The organism is Brevundimonas sp., assembly GCF_052436175.1.
GTDB lineage: Bacteria > Pseudomonadota > Alphaproteobacteria > Caulobacterales > Caulobacteraceae > Brevundimonas.
Window position 1 is genome coordinate 1 of the sequence record NZ_JBQVNM010000035.1, and the last position, 19,365, is coordinate 19,365.

15 protein-coding genes are annotated in these 19,365 nt (G+C 68.0%); 2 read left to right on the forward strand and 13 right to left on the reverse strand.

Annotated elements, in window-relative coordinates; translation table 11 throughout:
• From ACT6QK_RS09310 to ACT6QK_RS09345, 8 genes are all read right to left on the reverse strand, one after another.
• The coding region (locus tag ACT6QK_RS09310; protein ID WP_444597553.1) for a discoidin domain-containing protein at positions 1 to 1,589 on the reverse strand (1,589 nt) is incomplete at its 3' end.
• Between the two features lie 157 nt (positions 1,590 to 1,746).
• On the reverse strand, positions 1,747 to 2,562 hold the full coding sequence (locus ACT6QK_RS09315; protein ID WP_444597554.1) for a carbohydrate ABC transporter permease: 816 nt from the start codon (positions 2,560 to 2,562) through the stop codon (positions 1,747 to 1,749).
• Complete coding sequence (locus ACT6QK_RS09320; RefSeq protein WP_444597555.1) at positions 2,559 to 3,470, reverse strand: carbohydrate ABC transporter permease; 912 nt, start codon at positions 3,468 to 3,470, stop codon at positions 2,559 to 2,561. The genes ACT6QK_RS09315 and ACT6QK_RS09320 overlap by 4 nt, the downstream gene beginning before the upstream one ends.
• Positions 3,467 to 4,732: an extracellular solute-binding protein gene (locus tag ACT6QK_RS09325; RefSeq protein ID WP_444597556.1), complete on the reverse strand. Its 1,266-nt coding sequence runs from the start codon at positions 4,730 to 4,732 to the stop codon at positions 3,467 to 3,469. Before ACT6QK_RS09325 ends, ACT6QK_RS09320 begins: the two co-directional genes overlap by 4 nt.
• Before the next feature lie 2 nt (positions 4,733 to 4,734).
• Positions 4,735 to 6,186 carry a glucoamylase family protein gene (locus ACT6QK_RS09330; RefSeq protein ID WP_444597557.1) on the reverse strand — a complete coding sequence of 484 codons (1,452 nt, stop codon included), beginning with the start codon at positions 6,184 to 6,186 and terminating at the stop codon, positions 4,735 to 4,737.
• A gap of 87 nt (positions 6,187 to 6,273) precedes the next feature.
• The gene (locus tag ACT6QK_RS09335; protein WP_444597558.1) at positions 6,274 to 9,309 is read right to left on the reverse strand and encodes a TonB-dependent receptor; all 3,036 of its coding nucleotides are present in this window, start codon (positions 9,307 to 9,309) and stop codon (positions 6,274 to 6,276) included.
• A gap of 12 nt (positions 9,310 to 9,321) precedes the next feature.
• Complete coding sequence (locus tag ACT6QK_RS09340) at positions 9,322 to 10,383, reverse strand: LacI family DNA-binding transcriptional regulator (protein ID WP_444597559.1); 1,062 nt, start codon at positions 10,381 to 10,383, stop codon at positions 9,322 to 9,324.
• A gap of 239 nt (positions 10,384 to 10,622) precedes the next feature.
• A complete protein-coding gene (locus ACT6QK_RS09345) occupies positions 10,623 to 12,143 on the reverse strand; it encodes a carboxylesterase/lipase family protein (RefSeq protein ID WP_444597560.1) in 1,521 nt (506 codons plus the stop codon).
• Positions 12,144 to 12,242: 99 nt separating this feature from the next.
• On the opposite strand from ACT6QK_RS09345, the gene ACT6QK_RS09350 reads away from it, so the two are divergent.
• Both ACT6QK_RS09350 and ACT6QK_RS09355 read left to right on the forward strand, forming a co-directional pair.
• Positions 12,243 to 13,784, forward strand: a complete 1,542-nt coding sequence (locus ACT6QK_RS09350) for a sensor histidine kinase (protein WP_444597561.1) — start codon at positions 12,243 to 12,245, stop codon at positions 13,782 to 13,784.
• Between the two features lie 2 nt (positions 13,785 to 13,786).
• Complete coding sequence (locus tag ACT6QK_RS09355) at positions 13,787 to 14,158, forward strand: response regulator (protein ID WP_444597562.1); 372 nt, start codon at positions 13,787 to 13,789, stop codon at positions 14,156 to 14,158.
• On the opposite strand, the gene ACT6QK_RS09360 is transcribed toward ACT6QK_RS09355, so the two are convergent.
• The 5 genes from ACT6QK_RS09360 to ACT6QK_RS09380 all read right to left on the reverse strand — a co-directional run bounded on the left by ACT6QK_RS09360 (position 14,147) and on the right by ACT6QK_RS09380 (position 19,329).
• Positions 14,147 to 15,748 carry a phytoene desaturase family protein gene (locus tag ACT6QK_RS09360; RefSeq protein WP_444597563.1) on the reverse strand — a complete coding sequence of 534 codons (1,602 nt, stop codon included), beginning with the start codon at positions 15,746 to 15,748 and terminating at the stop codon, positions 14,147 to 14,149. The two genes, ACT6QK_RS09355 and ACT6QK_RS09360, sit on opposite strands and share 12 nt — an antisense overlap.
• Positions 15,749 to 15,824: 76 nt before the next feature.
• Positions 15,825 to 15,959 (reverse strand): hypothetical protein, encoded by a 135-nt coding sequence (locus tag ACT6QK_RS09365; protein ID WP_444597564.1) that lies wholly within the window; start codon positions 15,957 to 15,959, stop codon positions 15,825 to 15,827.
• A gap of 36 nt (positions 15,960 to 15,995) precedes the next feature.
• On the reverse strand, positions 15,996 to 17,222 hold the full coding sequence (gene hutI, locus ACT6QK_RS09370; protein WP_444597565.1) for an imidazolonepropionase: 1,227 nt from the start codon (positions 17,220 to 17,222) through the stop codon (positions 15,996 to 15,998).
• The gene (hutC, locus tag ACT6QK_RS09375) at positions 17,219 to 17,938 is read right to left on the reverse strand and encodes a histidine utilization repressor (protein WP_444597566.1); all 720 of its coding nucleotides are present in this window, start codon (positions 17,936 to 17,938) and stop codon (positions 17,219 to 17,221) included. Before hutC ends, hutI begins: the two co-directional genes overlap by 4 nt.
• A complete protein-coding gene (locus ACT6QK_RS09380; protein ID WP_444597567.1) occupies positions 17,935 to 19,329 on the reverse strand; it encodes a formimidoylglutamate deiminase in 1,395 nt (464 codons plus the stop codon). Before ACT6QK_RS09380 ends, hutC begins: the two co-directional genes overlap by 4 nt.
• Positions 19,330 to 19,365 lie beyond the last annotated feature (36 nt).

Here is a 19,365-nt window from a genome sequence, read left to right on the forward strand (position 1 = left end):
AACCTGACGGTCGTCTTCTCCCCCAGACGCAGTTGCCGCCGGTCGCCGTCGATCCGGCTCAGGGGACTGGCTCCGCCCGGCACCGCAAGGAATTGCACCGGCCCGTTCACCTGCATCGGCCGCCCGGCGAGCGCCAGGGTCAGAGTCTTCGCCCGGCTTGAGGTATTGGTCAGGTCATAGCGGCCGTAGAGACGCGCGTTCGACGGCTCTCCCTCCGCCATCGCCGTCACCTTCAGCGTCCAGCCCTCGTGGGTCCAGGTGACCGTCGGGATCGGCAGGTCGTCCTCGACCAGGGCCTGGCTGGTCGCCACATCGGCCCAGGTCACCAGACGGCCGTTGTCCAGCACGAAGGGCTCGATCGACGGCCCGCCGCGCCTCAGCTCGATGGCGCCGTCCTCGGAGATCAGCCCGCTCTCGCCGCCGCCGTCGACCCCGACCAGCGTCCAGTAGGGCTGCTCGCCCCGGAAACCGCGCGGATAAAGGCCCCGCCGCGACTGGGCCGCGACCGCCATCAGGAATTTGGTCTCGGTCTCGCCGAACGCCAGCGGCTCGATCTTGACCTCCGCCAGACCATAGGCGGACTGGGCGACGTCGTTCCTCTGCCCCGCCCCCATCTGTCCGGCGGTTCCCGCCTGGCGCGACGGCGGGGCGATCAGGTCCAGCTTCAGGTATCGCGCCGAGGCCTCGGGCGTGCGCAGCCAGTCCGTCCCGCCGTCGCCCTCCGTCACCTCGGCCAGTTCGCGCCAGGCCGTTCCATCCGACGACGCCGACACCCGATACCGCCCCGCCGACAGACCCTCGACCCACTTCAGCGTCAGGCCGCCGAACTCTCGCTCATAGCCGAGATCGAGCGTCAGGCTCTGTTCGCCCACGCCCGTCGTGCGCCAGGCCGTCGCCGCATCGCCGTCCACGGCCAGGGCCGCCAGGTTCATCTCCGCCTCGCTCGACGCGGTCGTCAGGGGACGCGGCGGAACGGCGGGCTCCGGCGGCAGCTCGCGCAGGGTCAGGTCATCGACCTCGATCCAGCCCTTTCCGCCCTGCCCGGCGGTCACCACGAACTCGATCCGCTCGGCGCCCCGGAAGGTCTTGTCCGGGTTCGGCCCCCAGGCCCAGATCACCTGCCGCTTCTTGATGACGAACTCGGTCCAGCCGTCGGGGAAGTCGTAGCGGGTGACCTGACGCCAGTGGACGTTCTCGCCCGACGCATCCGTAAATTTGACCTCGAAGGTGTTGGGCAGGCCCTCGCCCCGCACCCGGAAGCGGATCTCGTAGTTCTCGGGCACAGACAGAGGCAGGGCCCGCGCCGCGAAGGCGTAGCCCGACTTGCCGTTGAAGTCGTAGCTCAGCCGCATCGCCGGCGACCGGTCCGGTCCGGTCACAGCGCTGATGGCCGAGGACACATCGGTCGAGGCGTCGGCCGCCCAAGGCGTCAGGTCGGAGAAGTCGTCCAGCACCGTGACCGGCGGCGGCGCGGGCTCGACCGGGAGCTGGAGGTTCAGCACGGCGGTGGGATCAGACGACGGCGTCTCTTGTGCGATCGCCGACGCGGCCGCCAGGGTGAGGATCGCCGTAATCACAATCGCCCGCATCAAAAACCACTCCGTCATCCTCGGGCTTGACCCGAGGATCGGGCGCGCCGCGCATTCTGTGTTTCCTGTCCGCCGCCATTTGGAAACGTCGGCGCCGGTTCTGCCTCTTCCGCCGATCCTCGGGTCAGGCCCGACGATGACGGACATGATGAGGAACCTACCCCTTCACGCTGCCCGCCAGCATGCCGCGGATGTAGAACCGCTGCAGGGCCAGGAACAAGATCAGCACCGGCGCCACGGTGATCACCGCCCCCGCCATCATCATCTCGATGTCCTGCACATGCTCACGCGACAGGGCCGCCAGCGCCACCGGCAGGGTGTAGTTGGTCTGGTCGGTCAGAATGATCAGCGGCCACAGGAAGTCGTTCCAGCTGCCCAGGAAGACGAACAGGGCCAGGGTCACCAGAATGGGCGTCAGGGTCGGCAGGACGACGCGGCGAAAGATCTGGCTCTCGCTCGCCCCATCGATGCGCGCCGCCTCCAGCATCTCGTCCGGGATCGACAACGCATATTGCCGAACGAGGAAGATGCCGAAGATCGAGGCCAGCCAAGGCACCAGCGCCCCCGGCCAGGTGTTCACCAGCCCCACCGACTTCAGCATGAGGAACAGCGGCAATGTGCCGATCTGGGCCGGGATCACCAGAGCCCCGATCAGCAACTGGAACACCCGGTCCCGCCCCTTGAAGCTGAGCTTGGCGAAGGCGTAACCGGCGGGCACCGTGAACAGCAGGGCCAGCACGGTCGCCAGTGTCGCCAGACCCAGGCTGTTGAGCATGTAGCGGCCCATGCCCTGACTGACGAACAGGTCGCGATAGTGCTCCAGCGTCCAGGTCTTGGGCAGCAGCGGCGGCGGGAAGTTGGCCGCCTCCCCCGTCGCCATGAAGCTGACCGACAGCATCCAGACCAAGGGGAAGACGACGATCAGGGCCAGAGCCGCGACGGCCACGTTCAGCAGGACGGACTTCAGCTTCATGTGTGTTCTCCGCCCAGACGACGCGACACCCATAGCTGGACCATGGTCACCGCGAAGATGCACAGGAACAGGACGAAGGCCACGGCCGAGGCCGAGCCCAGGTTCCACCATTTGAAGCCCTCTTCGTACATGAAGTAGAGCACCGTCACGGTCGACTGGGCGGGGCCCCCTTGCGTCATCACATAGGGCTCGGCGAACAGCTGGAAGAAGCCCGCCACCGAGATGATCGACACCAGCAACAGGGTCGGGGCGATGGCCGGCAGGGTGACGTTGGTGAACTGCTTCCACGGCCCGGCGCCGTCGATGCGCGCCGCCTCATACAGGTCGTCCGGCACGGTCTGAAGCACGGCCAGGAAGATCAACATGTTGTAGCCAAAAATCTTCCACACCACGAACATCAGGATGGCCGGCACTGAGGTGGAGGGCTGGCCCAGCCAGTCCACCGGCGGTATGCCCACCGCCCCGATGGCCCAGTTGATGACGCCGTATTTGGTGTGCAGCAGATAGTTCCACAGCACCGCCGTCGCCACGAGGGTCGTCACGAATGGGGCGAAGAACACCACCCGCCAGATCGGCCGCCACTTCACCACCCGGGCGTTCAGAATAATCGCCGCCCCTAGCGACGCCGCGATCGACAGGGGCACGCCCAGCACCGCGAACCACAGGGTGTTCTTCATCGCCCCCCAGAACAGGGGATTGGTCAGCAGCCGCTCATAGTTCTGAAGGCCGACGAACCGCAGGTTCTTCAGGTCGGCCAGGGCGTAGATGTCGAAATCGGTCAGGCTGAGAAACAGGGCCGAGACGACCGGAATGACGAAGAAGATCGCGATGGCGATCAGGGCCGGGGCGACGAAGCCCCAGGCGGCGCGCTCGCGCGCGGCGGCGGTTCCGGCGGCACGGCGGCTCATACGCCCCTCCCCTGATCCAGCATCCAGCGGCGCTTCTCCAAAATGCGATCGACGCGGCGATCGATCTCGCGCCCGGCGGCCTCGGGCGTGTATTCGCCGCGCACCATGCGTTCAGCCACGACCTGCATCTCGGCCGAGACCCGCTCCCACTCCGGCGCCTTGGGCAGGGCTTTCGCGCGGCTCAACTGACCCTTGAAGGCGGCGATATAGGGGTCAGACGCCACCGCCGGCGCATTCCAGGCCGAGGTCCGCGACGGCAGGTCTCCGGTCAGGACGTTGAACCGCGCCTGGACCGCCGGATCGGACAGATACCGGATCAGCTTCCAGGCCGCCTCGGGATTGCGGCTCGACTTGAACACCGCCAGCGCCGACCCGCCCGGCGCGGATGCTCCGGGGCCGTTCGGACCCGGCACCCCCGCCGTGGTCCAGTGCGGCTGGATCGCCGGATCCAGCCGGGTCTTCATGTCGCCGATCGTCCAGGGACCGGAGAAATAGTAGCTGAAATAGCCCCGCCCGAACTCGGTCCAGACGTTGGAGATCTGCGTCGAGGACGCCAGCGGCGCCAGCCCTTCGTCGAACAGGCTCTTGTAGAAGGCCAGGGCCGCGATGAACGACGGACTGGCGAAGTTGCCGCGACTGTCATTGTCGCGCAGCAGCGGCTCGTCGCCCTGGAGGCCGAAGGTCAGCAACTGCTCGAACTCGTTGACCGGCAGCAGGATCGCATAGTTGCCCGGCCCGGCCGCCCGCTTCACCGCATGCATCGACCGCTTCCAGTCGGCCCAGTTGGTCGGCATGGCGTCATAGCCCGCCCGAGCCATGATGTCGGTCCGGCAGAAGATCAGCCGCGTGTCCACATACCAGGGCGTGGCCATCGACACCCCGCCGATATTGGCCGTGTCCAGCACCGCCGGGAACTGGTCGGTCAGCAGGTCCGCAGCCTCAGGCGGGGTCGGCGACAGGGCGCCGATGGCCGTCAGCTCCGAGATCCAGGTCGCGCCGATCTGGCTGACGTCCGGCAGGGAGTTCCCCGCATAGGCGGTCAGAAGCTTCTGGTGCGCCGAGGTCCAGGGCTGGGGCTGAACCACCACCCTCACCCCCGTCTGGGCCTCGAACTCGGGCAGGATCTTCGGCACCGCCCCGCCCTCATTGCCCATGGCCCAGAACTGCATGGTCGGCCGCCCGTCACGCGGCGCACAGCCGGCCAAGGCGGCGGCTCCGCCCGCGATCAGCCCGAGCGCCGTCCTGCGATCCGGGCCGGTCATGGTCACGCGTCCAGCCATCCGCCGGTGAAGCCGGCCCGTTGCAGGCCCCGCTTCAGGTTCGGCTCGCCGTGCATGAACCGCCACAACAGGCCCGAGCGGTGGTTCTCGGTCATGATGACGATCGGCCCCTGGTCGATGCCCAGATAGTCGCCGTCCACCCAGCCCACACCCGGCACGATCCGGCCGTGTTGCAGCGGTCCGTCGCGGCTGGTCAGGGTCGGATTGAAGGAGTCGAGGAAGCCATATTCCGTATACAGATCATCACCCCCGAACCTCATCATCTCCTTGACGCAGGGAACCACGATCTCGGGGGCAAAGGCGATCGAGGCCGCCGCCGCCGTGGGCGCGATCGTGCCGTCGTCCCGGTCGCCCGGTCCGCGCGCCGAGTAGGAGAAGAATTCCCGCTCGCGCCCGTCGATCACCTGCTTGAAGTCGCCCGGCCCGTCACAGGCCGTCAGCCCCCACATGGCGGCGGAATAGCCGGCCCAGCCCGCGACATTGTCGGCGGCGTATTTCTGCTGCGCGTAGACGGCGCGACGGCTGTTCTCGAAATAGTCGAGCGTCTGGTTCGTCATGGCCGACTTGCCGCGCATCCAGGCGTCCTGGATGCCGCGGAAGTCGATGAACATATGGCTGTACTGATGGCCAAAGATCGGCGCGAACTGCAGGTGCCAGTCGCCCCAGCGGTCCGTCCAGCTCTGCTCATAGGCATAGACCCATTCGTCCCAGACCCCGGTCGAGACCGGATGGGTCGGACTGCCGATGGCCAGCAGGAGGACCAACATCCCCTCGTTGTAGATCCACCAGTCGTGCGGAATATGCCCCGTCTCCGGGTGCCAGCCCATGGAGATGCGGTTGGGCCGGATGACCGCCCAGTCCCACTCGACCCGCTCATAGATCGCCTGGGCGATCTGGCGGATTTCGACCTCTTCGGCGTGACGGCCGTCGAAATACCGCGCCGAGAACAGCATGCCGCCCAGCAGCAGGGCCGTATCCACCGTCGACAGTTCGGTCCGGCCATAGCGATGGCCGGTCTCCATATCGAGGAAGTGGTAGAAGAAGCCCTTGTGCCCCCCCATGCCCCGGGCGTCCGGCCCCTGAGGCAGGGCGGCGAAGAAGCGCAGGGTGATCAGGGTTCGTTCGCGCGCCTCGGCCCGCGTCATCCAGCCCCGCTCCACGCCCACGGGCCAGCAGCCCAGGGCGAAGCCGACGGCGGCGACCGAGGCGAAGGACGGCGTCGGCCAGCGGTCGGGCGTCAGACCGGTCTTGCGGTCGGTCACCTTCACGAACCAGTCGAAGGTCCGCCGCTGAAGCTGGTCGATGGCCGGATCCAGACGATTGATCCTCGGGCGGGCGGCCGGACGGCGGGCCGTCTGGGCTGTAGCGGGAGACGCGGCGGCGGCGACGATCCCGGCGGCCACGGTCGATCCCATCAAAAAACGACGACGATCCATGGCTCAATCTCCTAGACGAAAAATACGGCACGAAAAAAGAAAGCCGCCCCCCGCGAACGGGGAGCGGCAGTGGCTCAGGAGAACCGATCAGAAGACGTAGCGCAGACCAACCTGATAGCTGCGGGTCGGCAGGAACTGGGCCGTGGGCAGGCCGAAGGTTCCGTTCAGATCCGAGGCCGGCGTGTTGTTGTTGATCCGGTAGGTCTGGTTGAAGCTGGAGTAGTTCTTGAAGTTGAAGATGTTGATCGCATCGAACACCAGCTCCACCCGCTGACCGGCCCAGGTGTCGAACGACTTCTGGAGGCGCAGATCGACCTGACGATAGGCCCAGGCGTTCGGCAGGATGAAGCTGTACTTCTTCGGGTAGTAGGCGAACCAGTCCGGCTTGGCTCCGTTGCCGGGGTTGAAGGCCGTGAACGGCAGGCCCGACCCCAGGGTGATGATCGACGAGGCGCGGATGTCCCACGGCAGTGCGACCGTACCCGACATGACCAGACGATGCCGCTCGGTGTTGGGCGAGTTGAAGGTCGGCGTGTAAGTCGCCCACGGGTAGTCGAAGTCGAAGTTGCCAAGACCCTGATCGCGGCTGCCGTTCTGTTCGGCGTCCATGAAGGTATAGGCCAGGTTGAAGCCCCAGCGGTCCTGCATGTTGAACGGCTTGTCGGCGGTGAAGTAGATCGCCTTGGCCTCGCGCTCGCGGTCGTGGTTCGAGACGAAGACGCCGCCGTTGTAGGGATAGGGCTGGCCCGTGGTCGGATCGATCAGATTGAACGGCTGGGTCGCCGCCGGCACCGTATTGGTGGCCGGGTCGATATTGGCGCGGTACCAGGCGAACTCGTTCTGTGTCTTGGAATACGAGAACGTCAGGGCCGTCTGCCAGTCGCCGAACTTCTGGCGAACCCCGAAGTTGAACTGGTCGGTGACGGGCGGCGGCGCGTCGTTCCTGACCAGGAAGACTTCGCCACGGCTGACGGTGTTGCCCAGCAGGGTGTCCAGACCGGCCGCCGTCGCATAGGTCGGGTTCCAGGCCACGGTGTTGGTCTGGCCGCCGAAGGTTCCGCCCGACGGCGAGAAGTAGACCGTCTTGGTGCGCTGATAGGGCTTGTAGCGCTCGTCGAAGGCGAAGTTGAAGCCGATCCGGTCATAGTAGCGACCCGCGCCGCCGAACAGCACCGTCCGTTCGTCGCCGAACAGGTCGTAGCTGAAGCCGATGCGCGGCTGGAAGGCGTCCTTGAACGCCTCGCGCTTCCCATCGGAGATGTAGTCGTTGATGTTCAGGTAGGAGGGGAAGTCGAAACCGGGAACATTCTCCATCTGCGTCAGCAACCGCCGGATGTCGTCGGGCGTGCGCCAGTCGTTGTTGACCGCGTTGTCTTCATAGTCCCAGCGCAGGCCGAGATTGAGTTCCAGCTTGTCCGTGATCTGCCAGTCGTCCTGGATGTAGAGACCGAGGACGTTGTTATCGACGTTCGTCGGCGCGACCGGCAGGTTCAGCGTCACTTGCGTCGGAATGGTGCGCGACCCGAAGATTTCAGGACGGGCGTCGACGTCGTAGGTGAAGAAGGGGTTGCGGTTGAACTCCTTGGACACCCCGTAGCTCTGCATCGAATACTTGACGCCGGCCTTGATGGTGTGGGTTCCCATGAACTGCAGGTCGGGGATCGTCAGATCGTTGCGGAACGTCAGGCTTTCCTGGCTGATGTCCTGATTGTTGGTGCCGCCGCCGTTGGTGAAGATCGTCGCATCGATGGTCCCGGAGTTGAACTGGAACCCGGCGGTGGTCGTGTTGGCGTCACGGAACGACACATAGCGGGCGCCCGTCTGATCGAAGTTGACCGCGCGCGGGTTGTAGTCCGACTTGAAATAGTCGATCGACGCCTCGTTCAGGAAGCGATTGCCCTGATACTGGTGGCGCAGGACGATCGAGTTGGTCTCACCGTTGACGGCCACGGCGCGGTCGAACGAGGTCGGACCGTTGCCGTAATCCCGGATGTCCTGCTCTTTCTTGTAAGTCGTGCTCAGGTCAAGGCGCTGCTGGTCGTTGATCGCCCACGACAGCTTGCCGAACACCAGATCCTGCTCGAACGGGCCGACATAGGTGCCAAGTTCGTTGGCGAACAGCGAGGTGTATTCCGTCCGGTTGAGGAAGACCGCGCGCTCGCGGGTCTCTTCCTTGCGCTCATAGGACAGGAAGTAGTGAAGCCTGTCCTCAACGATCGGGCCGCCCACCGAGCCGCCGTATTGCAGCCGGTCCAGACGCGGCCGGGCCTCGCCCCGCGCCTTGGAGAACTTGTTCTGCTCGATCCAGTCCGACGGCTGGTAGGTGACGAACAGATCGCCGCCGAAGGTGTTGGTGCCCGAGCGGGTGACCGAGGTGATGATGGCCGACGACGCCTGCTCGTACTCGGCCTTGAAGTTCTGCGTCAGGACGCGGAATTCCTGCACCGCCGCCTGCGGGAAGGGGTTGCCGCGGCTGTCGTCCTGACCGGCGACGCCGCCGTCAAGGATGGTCGATTTCTGGTTTTGCCCGTCGATGAAGACGTTGATCGCGGTGGACGGCTGGCCGCCGGCGGAGATGGTCCGCTCGGTGTCGCCTTCGGTCACGCGCACGCCCGGCGCCAGGGCGGCGAAGTTCAGGAAGTTGCGGTTGATCTGCGGCAGGTCGTTGATCTGCTGCTGGGTCACACCCGTCGCGACCTCGGACGTGCGCACCTCGACCAGGCGACGGCCGGTGACCACGATATCGCCCACAGCCACCGCATCATCCGAAGCCGCGACGACGGGCGCCGAGAAATCGAGGTTCAGCGTGGCGACCTGACCGAGGCCGAGCGTCACGGTCTCGCTGTCGGTCCGGCCGTCGGGCGCGGTGACGGAGATCGAGTAGGTGCCGGGACGCAGGCCCGACAGCACATAGCGGCCGTCGGCTGCGACGCGGGTGCGGGTCACATAGCCGGTGGAGATTTCAGTGGCGACGATGGTGCTGCCTGCGGCCTGTTCGGAACCGGTCACGGCGCCGCGCAGGGTCGAGGTGGCCGATTGGGCCGAGGCCGCGCCGGCCGAGGCCAGCAGGGTCGCCATGGCCAGCGCGGAGACCGCGCCGAGGGTGCGAATACGGGTGTTCATCCTGGAGGTTCCTTAGGTTTTCCCAAGTGTGATTCCGCCGGTCAGGACAGTGTCCGCGCCGGTCGGGGGTGAGAGATCAGAGGCGGGCTGGGTGGAGCCCCTGACGATGAGAGTGGGACGCACGGTTTCGTGGACGGCCTCGACGGGCTCGGCGTCCTTGTCGCGGATCAGGCCGACCAGCCGATCGAGGGCGCGGCGGCCGATGCCGACGATGTCCACGCGCAGGGTGGTCAGGGCCGGACGGACGAGGGAGGCGATCGGCACGTCGTCGAAGCCGACGATGGCCACGTCTTCGGGGCAACGGAGCCCGGCCTCCTGCACGGCCAACAGGGCGCCGATGGCCATGGTGTCGTTGCCGACGAACAGGGCGTCGGGACGATCGCCGCGTGCGATCAGTCCGCTGGCCGCCTGGTGACCGGAGGTCTGGGTGAAGTCGCCGTCTACCACCCGGGCCTCGAGCCCCGCCCTGGCCATGGCCTCGGCGTAGCCGGCCAGTCGGGCCTCGGCCTCCAGGTTCCCGGCCGGGCCGGAGATGTGGGCGATCCGGCGACGGCCGGTCTGCAACAGGTGTTCGACCGCCGCGATGGCGCCGCCGCGGTTGTCGACCGAGATCGACGGCAGATCGCCGACCTCGCCGCCGTTCATCAGGATCACCGGCAACCGGCCCGCCGTGGCCGACAGGCCGAAATCATCGAGGTGGGGCGACAGGACCAGCAGGCCGTCCACCCGCCCGCGCATCGACCGAATGGCGGCGGACGCCTCATCCGCATCCCCGTGGGAGCTGGAGACGATCAGGTGCAGGCCGTGCGACCGCGCCGCCAGATCCATGCCCCGGATCAGCTCGGAGAAGAACTCGCCGAACAGGTCCGGCAGGATGACGCCGACCGTGTCGGTCCGGCTCATCGACAGGCTGCGGGCGCCGCTGTGGGGCACATAGCCCAGGGCCTCGACCGATTTCAGGATCCGCTCGCGGGTCGTCGCCGTCACCGGGCCGGTGCCGTTCAGGACGCGCGAGACCGAGGCGACGGAGACCGCAGCATGGGAGGCGACGTCGCGAATCGTGGCGGCCTTCATGAGGGCCTCGCCGCATGCGGATGATAATGGCTGAAAAAGCCCAACTGACGTCTATCCCTGCCCTGCCGCCGTTCCAGCCCCCTTGGCGAGGGTCCGTCAGCGCCGAATGTAATCGGTTACGTGTAAGCGGTTACATGGCACAACCCACAGGCGCCCCGCAAGGGCCTCAGTTCGGCCACATCCGCTACAGCTCAGTTATTTTCGTCGGATGCGACGCGCGGCCGCACTGTCCAACGGTGTCAGTCCGCCGGGCCCGCCACGCGATAGCCCGCCTCGATGAGGTCCAGGCGCTCCGAGAACGGAATGGGCTTGGCAACCGGACCCGCATTGCCGAACTCCAGCAGCCGATCCGGGGCCGAGCGCTGATCCGGCCAGACGGGCCGATCCGCCCCGTTCGGATCGCCGGTCGCAGCAAACCGGGTCCAATAGTCGGCCATCACCGTCGCGGCGCGCTGGTCCATCTCATCTGTCGGCCAGGGCGAGGCGGCCAGGGTGTCGAACACATACTGCCGCTCCGACGCATGGGTCGCCCCCGTGTGCGGCTCCGGCATGGCGGCGGACACCACATCGAAACGGTACAGCCAGGTCGGATGCCCGGCCGCAGAGTGAAGCCGCGCCAGATGCCGCGCCGGCTCGTTGAACACGATGTCGCTGACCACATGGGCGTCATAGCCGGCCTGTCCGCCATAGGCCGCGACCAGAGCCGCCCGCCTCGTCTCGTCGATGCCGTCGTCAAGCGCGCCGTAGGGGGTCAGGTCGGACGGTTTCATCCACCAGAACTCGGCGCTGTTGGTCCCCAGGATCAACGGAACCGGCGCCTGAAGTCCCTCGGCGAAGGCCGCCTCGACCTCCACCGGCACGATCGCACCGTCCGTCAGGATCAGATCTCCGCCGAAGAAGCTGGGCACCGGCGACAACAGACGCTCGGCCGGCACCGCTCTGAGATCCGCCGCGGTCTGGCCGATCCCGGCCGCCACGGACCACTCGACCCCCCGGCGCAGGGTCTCCTCCGGCGGAGCCCCGACCTGACGCCCCAGACCCGACTGGATCACCGCACGGTGAAACAGTCCGCGCGCCGCCGGGGCGACCATCAACTGGCTCACGGCCACGCCTCCGGCGGATTCGCCGAAGATCGTCACCTGCGCAGGGTCGCCGCCGAAGGCCGCCGCATGGTCCCGTACCCACGTCAGAGCCGCGATCATGTCCATGACGCCATAGTTTCCGGCCGCCTCGCCCACGGGCCGTTCCGCCGCCAGGGCCGGATGGTCGAAGAAGCCCAGCCGCCCCAGGCGGTAATTGATCGTCACCACCACCACGCCGCGCCGCGCCAGGTTGGCCCCGTCGTAGAGCGCCGCCGTGCCCGAGCCGTTGCCGTAGCCTCCGCCATGGATCCAGACCATGACCGGCAGGGGCGCATCGCGCGTCGCCGGGGCCCAGACGTTCAGCGTCAGACAGTCCTCGCTCATCGGCAGGGGGCCGACGCCGTTGTCGCCGTTGGCCGGGGGCTGGATGCAGATCGCGCCGACCTGGCCCGCGTCCCGGGGGCCGGTCCAGGCGGCGGCGGGCTGGGGCGGACGCCAACGCAGCGCCCCGACCGGAGCCGCTGCATAGGCCACGCCCTTGAAGCTCTCGACGCCGTCGGCGACGCGCCCGACCAGCACGCCCTCCCCGATCCGCGCCGTCGCGGGCTCCACGGCGGGGGGTGAAGGAGCGATCTGGGTCATGAGGACTGCGGCGCCGAGGAGAGAGACGAGGGACATGCTCTGATCCTACTCAAGGCGGGCCTGTGATGAAATCGTCGACGGGCGTTGAACCGTAACGCTTCTGCGGCGTTTTGCGCGTGAAGTTCGGGGGACGCCTTGAAGGAATTGGTGATTTCGGGCGACCTCGCGGTCGATCTGGCGGCTGTTTTCGACGCCTCGCCGAACCCCTATGTCCTCCTGACGCCCGACCTCACGGTAGCGGGTCTGAACGAGGCCTATCTGAAGGTCACCTCCAGCACGCGCGAGGCGGTCATCGGCCAACCCCTCTTCGGCGCCTTCACAGCGGGGCCGGGTGAGGACGCGCCCGAAAACATCCGTCAGGTCCGGGAATCGATGCAGCGCGCCATGGATACGCGCCGCCCCGACCATCTCGCCCTCGTCGCCTTCGCCATGGCCCGTCCCCAGGCCGACGGCTCGGTGGTGTTCGAGGACCGGCTCTGGAGCGCCACCCACACGCCGATCCTCAACCGCGACGGCGAGCTCGTCTATCTGCTCCAGCACACGACGGACGTGACCGAGCTGGAGCAGCTCCGCAGCTTGAACGCCGGATCTGGCGCCTCACCCAACGCCCTGGACACCCTGGTCGGGGGCGATCTGTTGCTCAGAGCCGCAAAGGTCCAGCAGGCCAATCGGGAACTGGAGCTGGAGCGCCGCCGCCTGCACGAGATGTTCATGCAGGCGCCCGGCTTCGTCGCGGTCCTCAGCGGCCCTGACCACGTCTTCCAGATGCACAATCCGGCCTACAGCCAGCTGATCGGCCATCGAGACATCACGGGCAAGACCGTCCGCGAGGCCCTGCCGGAACTCGTCGGTCAGGGCTATTACGAGTTTCTGGACCACGTCTTCACGACCGGCGAACCCTATGAGGGGCGCGAGAGCCGCGTGCACCTCCAGCGCATTCCGGGCGCGCCGCTGGAGGAGGTCTTCCTCAACTTCATCTATCAGCCGATCCGCGACGACGGCGGCCACATCGTCGGGATCTTCGTTCAGGGGCACGACGTCACCAACGACGTCCGCGCCGCCGAGCGTCAGAAGCTGATGATCGACGAGCTCAACCACCGGGTGAAGAACACCCTCGCCACCGTCCAGTCGATCGCCATGCAGACCGCGCGCTCGCATCAGGATCCGAAGGACTTCGCCCAGAGTTTCCAGGCCCGGATCCTGGCCCTGTCCCACACGCATGACCTGCTGACGCGCAGTCACTGGGAGGGCGCCGAACTGCATGATGTGCTCCGGCACGAAACCGAGGCCCACGACGGCCATCGGGTCACACTGACCGGGCCGTCCGTCGCCCTGAACCCGGCGACGGCCCTGTCATTGGGCATGATCTTCCACGAACTGGCGACCAACGCCGCCAAGTACGGCGCCCTGTCCTCGGCGGACGGGCGGGTGATGGTGGACTGGTCCGTCGGCGACCAGAGGGACCGTCGCCTGACCGTGACCTGGCGCGAGGTCGGCGGCCCTCGGGTCCAGGCGCCGACCCGTCGCGGCTTCGGCGCGCGGCTGATCGAGCGCAATGTGCGGCACGATCTCGCCGGAACGCTCGCGCTGGACTATGCAGAGGGCGGACTGGTCGCCCAGATTTCCATTCCACTGGATCGGGACGCCCCGGTTCAGGACACGGCAAGCGGGGGTTGAACGTGATCGAGGCTCTGAAGGGGCGGCGCATTCTGGTGGTCGAGGACGAATCCCTCGTCGCCATGCTGCTGGAGACGATTCTGGAGGACATGGGCTGCGAAACCGTCGGCCCCGTCTCCAACGTGGCCGAGGCGGTCGGACTGGTCGACGGCGGCGAGCCTCTGCACGGCGCCTTGCTGGACGTGAACGTGGCGGGGGTCGAGGTCTTTCCCGTCGCCGCGGCTCTGGAGGCGCGCGGTCTGCCCTTCGTCTTCTCTACCGGCTATGGCGAGGGCGGCCTGCCCGACGAATGGAAGGGTCGCATCACCCTGCAGAAGCCCTTCACCGAGGCGGCGGTGGAAGAGGCCCTCGCCCGCGCCCTTTCACAGGCCTGACCTACGAAGCCGCCCCATGTCCTTCAGCACCGACCGGGCCGCATTGCGCCCCGGCGCCCCAGTCACGCCCCCGCCGGGATGGGCGCCCGAACCGCACAGATACAGACCGGGAACCGGCATCCTGTAGTCCGCGTGGCCCAGCACCGGGCGCGCGCTGAACAGCTGATCCAGCGTCAGCCGCCCATGGAAGATGTCGCCGCCGATCAGACCGAACCGCCGCTCCAGATCGCGCGGCCCCAGGGCCAGCCGCCCGATCACTGAGGCCTTGAAGCCCGGCGCGTGGCGGTCGACCGTCTCGATCATCAGGTCCGCCACCGTGTCGCGATCCGCGTCGGCCAGATCGGGCGAGACATGCTGGCAGAACAGGCTGGCCACATGCTGTCCGGGCGGCGCCAGACTGGCGTCCAGGGTCGAGGGGATCAGCATCTCCACGATCGGATCCCGCGACCAGCCGTACAGCCGCGCCTCGGCATGTGCCCGGTCCATATAGGCGAGGCTCGGCGCGATGATGATGCCCGCCGTATGGTGATCGCCCGGCTGCGGCAGGGCCGTGAAACGCGGGAGTTCGCTCAGCGCCACGTTCATGCGGAAGGTGCCCGAACCGGAGGCGTAGCGGCTCATCCGCTCGGTGAAGTCGGCGGGCACGACGGCCGGTTCGATCAGCCGGTCAAACAGCAGGCGCGGATGCAGGTTCGAGATCACGGTCCGCGCCCGCACCACGTCTCCGCCCTCGGTCACCGCCCCGACCGCCCTGCCCTTTTCCGTCAGGACCTCCGCCACCGGCGCGTCCAGCCGGATCTCTACGCCCTGTTCGACGCAGGCCGCCGCCATGGCCTGGGTGATCGCCCCCATCCCGCCAGTTGCATGGCCCCATGCGCCCTTCTTGCCGTTCACCTCGCCGAAGACATGGTGCAGGAGCACATAGGCCGTGCCCGGCGCATAGGGGCTGGCGTAGGCGCCGACGACGCCGTCGAAACCGAACAACGCCTTGATCGGATCGCTCTCGAACCAGCCGTCCAGCCAGTCGCCCGCCGACTTGGCGAACAGGTCCAGCACGTCCCGCCGCGCCGTCAGGTCCAGCCCGCCCAGCCGCCGCGCCACCGACGCCGACTTCAGGAGTTCCGGCACGGCCTCGTGCCATCCTCCATCCGGCAGGTTCGGCGGCGTTTGCAGGACCAAGGCCCGCAACACATCCGCCACGGCGTCCAGCCGCCGCTCGTAGTCGGGCAGGCGTTCGGCGTCCCGCGCCGAGAACTTCGCCACCTCGCTGGCCGTCCTGCCCTCCCCCGCCGCCAGATAACGTCCGTCCGGCAGGGGCAGGAAGTTAGACATCCGCCGTTCGACCACCCGCAGCCCGTGTCGGGCCAGCTCCATCTCGGCGATGACGGTCGGGTTCAGCAGGCTGACGGTGTAGCTGGCGGTCGAGTTGCGGAACCCCGGATGGAATTCCTCGGTCACGGCGGCCCCGCCCACAACGCCGCGCCGTTCCAGCACGGTGACCTTCAGCCCGGCCCGCGCCAGATAGAAGGCGCAGACCAGCCCGTTGTGCCCTCCGCCCAGAATGACGACGTCGGTTTCGCTGTTCGCCATGCTTCGCCCGCTCCTGCGCCTGCCTGGCGTGAGTAGCATGGGCCGCGACAGGGCCAAGCGCCTTCATCAAGCCGGCCTACAGGAGCGTCGCCGCCAGCAGGGTCGCCTGCACCAGCAGCAGGCCGATCAGTCCCAGGATCAGGACGGCCTCCAGGCCGTCGCGTCCGGACCCGGTCGGCAGGGTCTCCGCAGGACGTCTCGAATCGCACATGGCAAGCCGGAGCCTACCCCATAAACGCGCGCAATACTACTTTGGGTTGCATTGTCCGGCCGCATACCGCGCATGCAGAAGCGGTGCGCCGAGCCAGTAGCAGAGCTCGGCCGGTCGCTGGACGTCCCAGACCGCCAGATCGGCCGCCTTGCCGGCCTCGACGGTCCCGAACGTATCCGAAAGCCCCAGCGCCTTCGCCGCCTGTCGCGTCGCCCCGGCCAGCGCCTCCTCAGGCGTCAGCCGGAACTGAACGCAGGCCAGGTTCAGCGCCGCCGTCATCGACGCGACCGGCGAAGTGCCGGGGTTGCAATCCGTCGCCACCGCCATCGCCACGCCGTGCTCCCGCAGCAGGCCCACCGGCGGCGGCGTCGTCTCGCGCAGCATCAGATAGGCGCCGGGCAGCAGGACGGCGACCACTCCCGCCTCCGCCATGGCCCTGACCCCGGCCTCGGTCGTGTGTTCGATATGATCGGCCGACAGCGCCTGATACCGCGCCGCCAGCGCCGCCCCGCCGCCGTCGGACAGCTGGTCCGCGTGCAGCTTGACCGGCAGGCCCAGCGCCTTCGCCTTGTCGAACAGGCGCGCGACCTCCTCGACCGAAAAGGCGATGGGCTCGCAATAGGCGTCCACCGCATCGACCAGCCCCTCGGTATGGGCGGCGGGCAGGATGTGGTCGATGGCCAGATCGACATAGGCGGCGCGATCCGCCGCGCTGCCCCGATACTCCGGCGGCACGGCGTGCAGCCCCAGATAGGAGGTCCGTACCCTCACTCCGGCCTCCCGGCCCAGCCGGCGGGCGATCCGCAGCATCTTCAGCTCGCTATCGAGATCCAGCCCGTATCCCGACTTGATCTCCACCGTCGTGACACCGGTCGTCTTCAGCCCCTTCAGCCGCATCAGGGCCGAGGCGTAGAGATCATCCTCCGACGCCGCCCGGGTCGCCGCCACGGATGAGACGATGCCGCCCCCCGCCCGCGCGATCTCCTCATAGGTGGCGCCGTTCAGCCTCTGCTCGAACTCGCCGGATCGGTCGCCGCCGAACACCAGATGGGTGTGGCAGTCGATCAGCCCCGGCGTGACCCAGCGTCCGTCCAGCCGGTCCGTCTCGCGCGCTTCGGTCGTCGGCAGTTCCACGCGCGGGCCGACCCACTCGATCCGCCCGCCGGAGATCAGGATCGCCGCATCCTCGACGCCGCCGTAGGCTACACCGCCCTCGACCATGGTCGCCACATGGCAGTCGACCAGCAGCCGATCCGCCGTCATCGCCCCTCGCCCCGCGACGGAGAGAACCGCGCCACCAGATCGTAGCGATCCCCGGGGAACAGCTGCGACACCCGCGTCACCGGCCGTCCGTCGCGCCAGGTCCGGCGTTCCAGCGACAGGCACGGCGCGCCCGGCTTGAGCAGCAGGTGTCGCGCATCCCGCGCCTCACAGGCCACGGCCGTGATCCGGTGCTCGGCCTCGGTCCAGGGGGCGAAGTCCAGCAGCCAGCCGCCGGGCGGCTCGACGGAAAAATCGGCCGCCTCCGCCTCCGGGGTCACCGCCAGCGATATGACCCGCCGCTCCAGCGCCAGAGGCGACCCATCGGCCCGGTGCAGACAACGCAGCTCCACCAGAGGCTTGCCCGAGGCCAGATCATATTCCTCATCGCTGCCCGGCTCCCGCACCCGGCGGGCCAGCAGCTCATAGCCATAGGTCTGTCCCCGCGCCTCGACCTCGGCCTTCAGGTCGGGAATGGCCAGCACCGCCGACTGCGCCCTTGGCTGGGCCACGAAGGTTCCGGCCCGGCGACGGCGCGTCACCAGCCCCCGGTCAGCCAGCTCCGAGATCGCCTTGTTCACCGTCATCCGCGAACAGCCGTAGCGACGCGTCAGCTCATGCTCGAACGGGATACGCTGCCCCGGCGCCCAGTCGCCCGACAGGATTCGCGTCTCCAGATCGGCGTAAATCCGCCGATGCAGGGTGAAGGGGGCGTTCACGCCGCCAGCACCGTCGAAAGCGCCCGGCGGAACCGCGCCTCCAGCGCCTCGCGCGCCACATGGCGGCCACCCACGACGACCTGTTCGCCCCGCCGCCACACCGACTTCAGCGCCGACCGGTCGCCGCCGAAGATCCAGCTGTCCACCACCGCGTCGCCGCTCCGCCCCGCGAAGCCGATCCGGTCCGTATCCAGCGCCAGGATGTCGGCCGGGGCTCCAACCGCCAGCCCCTCGGCCGCGACGCCGCACGCCTGCGCCCCGCCGGCGTGGGCGCAGTCGAACAGGGCCCGCCCGGTCGAGCGTCCGGCGTCGGCCATGACGGCGCGCCCCCGCAGGCTCAGGCGCTGGCTGTATTCGAGCATCCGCAATTCCTCGGCCAGGCCGATCTGCACATTGGAATCACTGCCGATCCCGAACCGTCCGCCTGCCTCAGCATAGGCCGCCGCCGGAAAGACGCCATCGCCCAGATTCGCCTCGGTCACCGGACACAGGCCGACCACCGCCCCGCGCGCCGCGACGCCGCGCCATTCCGCCTCCGTCACATGGGTCGCATGGATCAGACACCAGCGCGGATCGACCGGCGCATGATCCAGCAGCCACTCGATCGGCCGCGCGCCCGACCAGGCCAGACAGTCGTCGACCTCCTTGGTCTGTTCGGCGATGTGGATATGCACCGGCCCGCCCCCAGCCAGCCCCGGCATGGCCGCCAGTTCGTCCGGCGTCACGGCGCGCAGGCTGTGCGGCGCCACCCCGACATTGGCGTCCGGCAAGCCTGTGACCAGCCCCCTGCCCCGCTCCACCAGATCGGCGAACCCGTCCAGATCGGTGATGAAGCGCCGCTGGCCATGGGTCGGCTCGACGCCGCCGAAGGTCGAATGGGCGTAGAAGACCGGCAGCAGGGTCAGGCCGATGCCCGTCGCCCGCGCCGCCGCCACGACCCGCGCCGTCAGCTCGGCCGGATCGGCGTAGGCGACGCCCATCGGATCGTTGTGCAGATAGTGGAACTCGGCAATCCGGGTGAAGCCGCCCTCGAGCATCTCCATGAAGGCGTATGCGGTGATCGCCTCGATCTCCTCGGGCCCGCCGCGATCCAGGAACCGGTACATCAGGGCTCGCCAGGACCAGAAGTCGTCGCGTTCGCCGCCGGCGCCCGTCGGTCCCCGCCCCTCGGTCAGCCCCGCCATCGCCCGCTGAAACGCATGACTGTGAACGTCGGCCACCCCCGGCAGGGCCGCGCCGTGATCGACCTCGTGCGCCGCCCGTTCGACCTCGGTCTCGACGACGGCGATCCGTCCGTCCGCCAGCGTCAGCCTGCACGACCGCGCCCAGCCGTCAGGCAACAGGGCCTGATCGAACCACAGCGTCCGGCTTTCAGAGGGCGATGGCTGCACTGGACAATCCCGTGGGCTTGCGATCAATATGTCTAG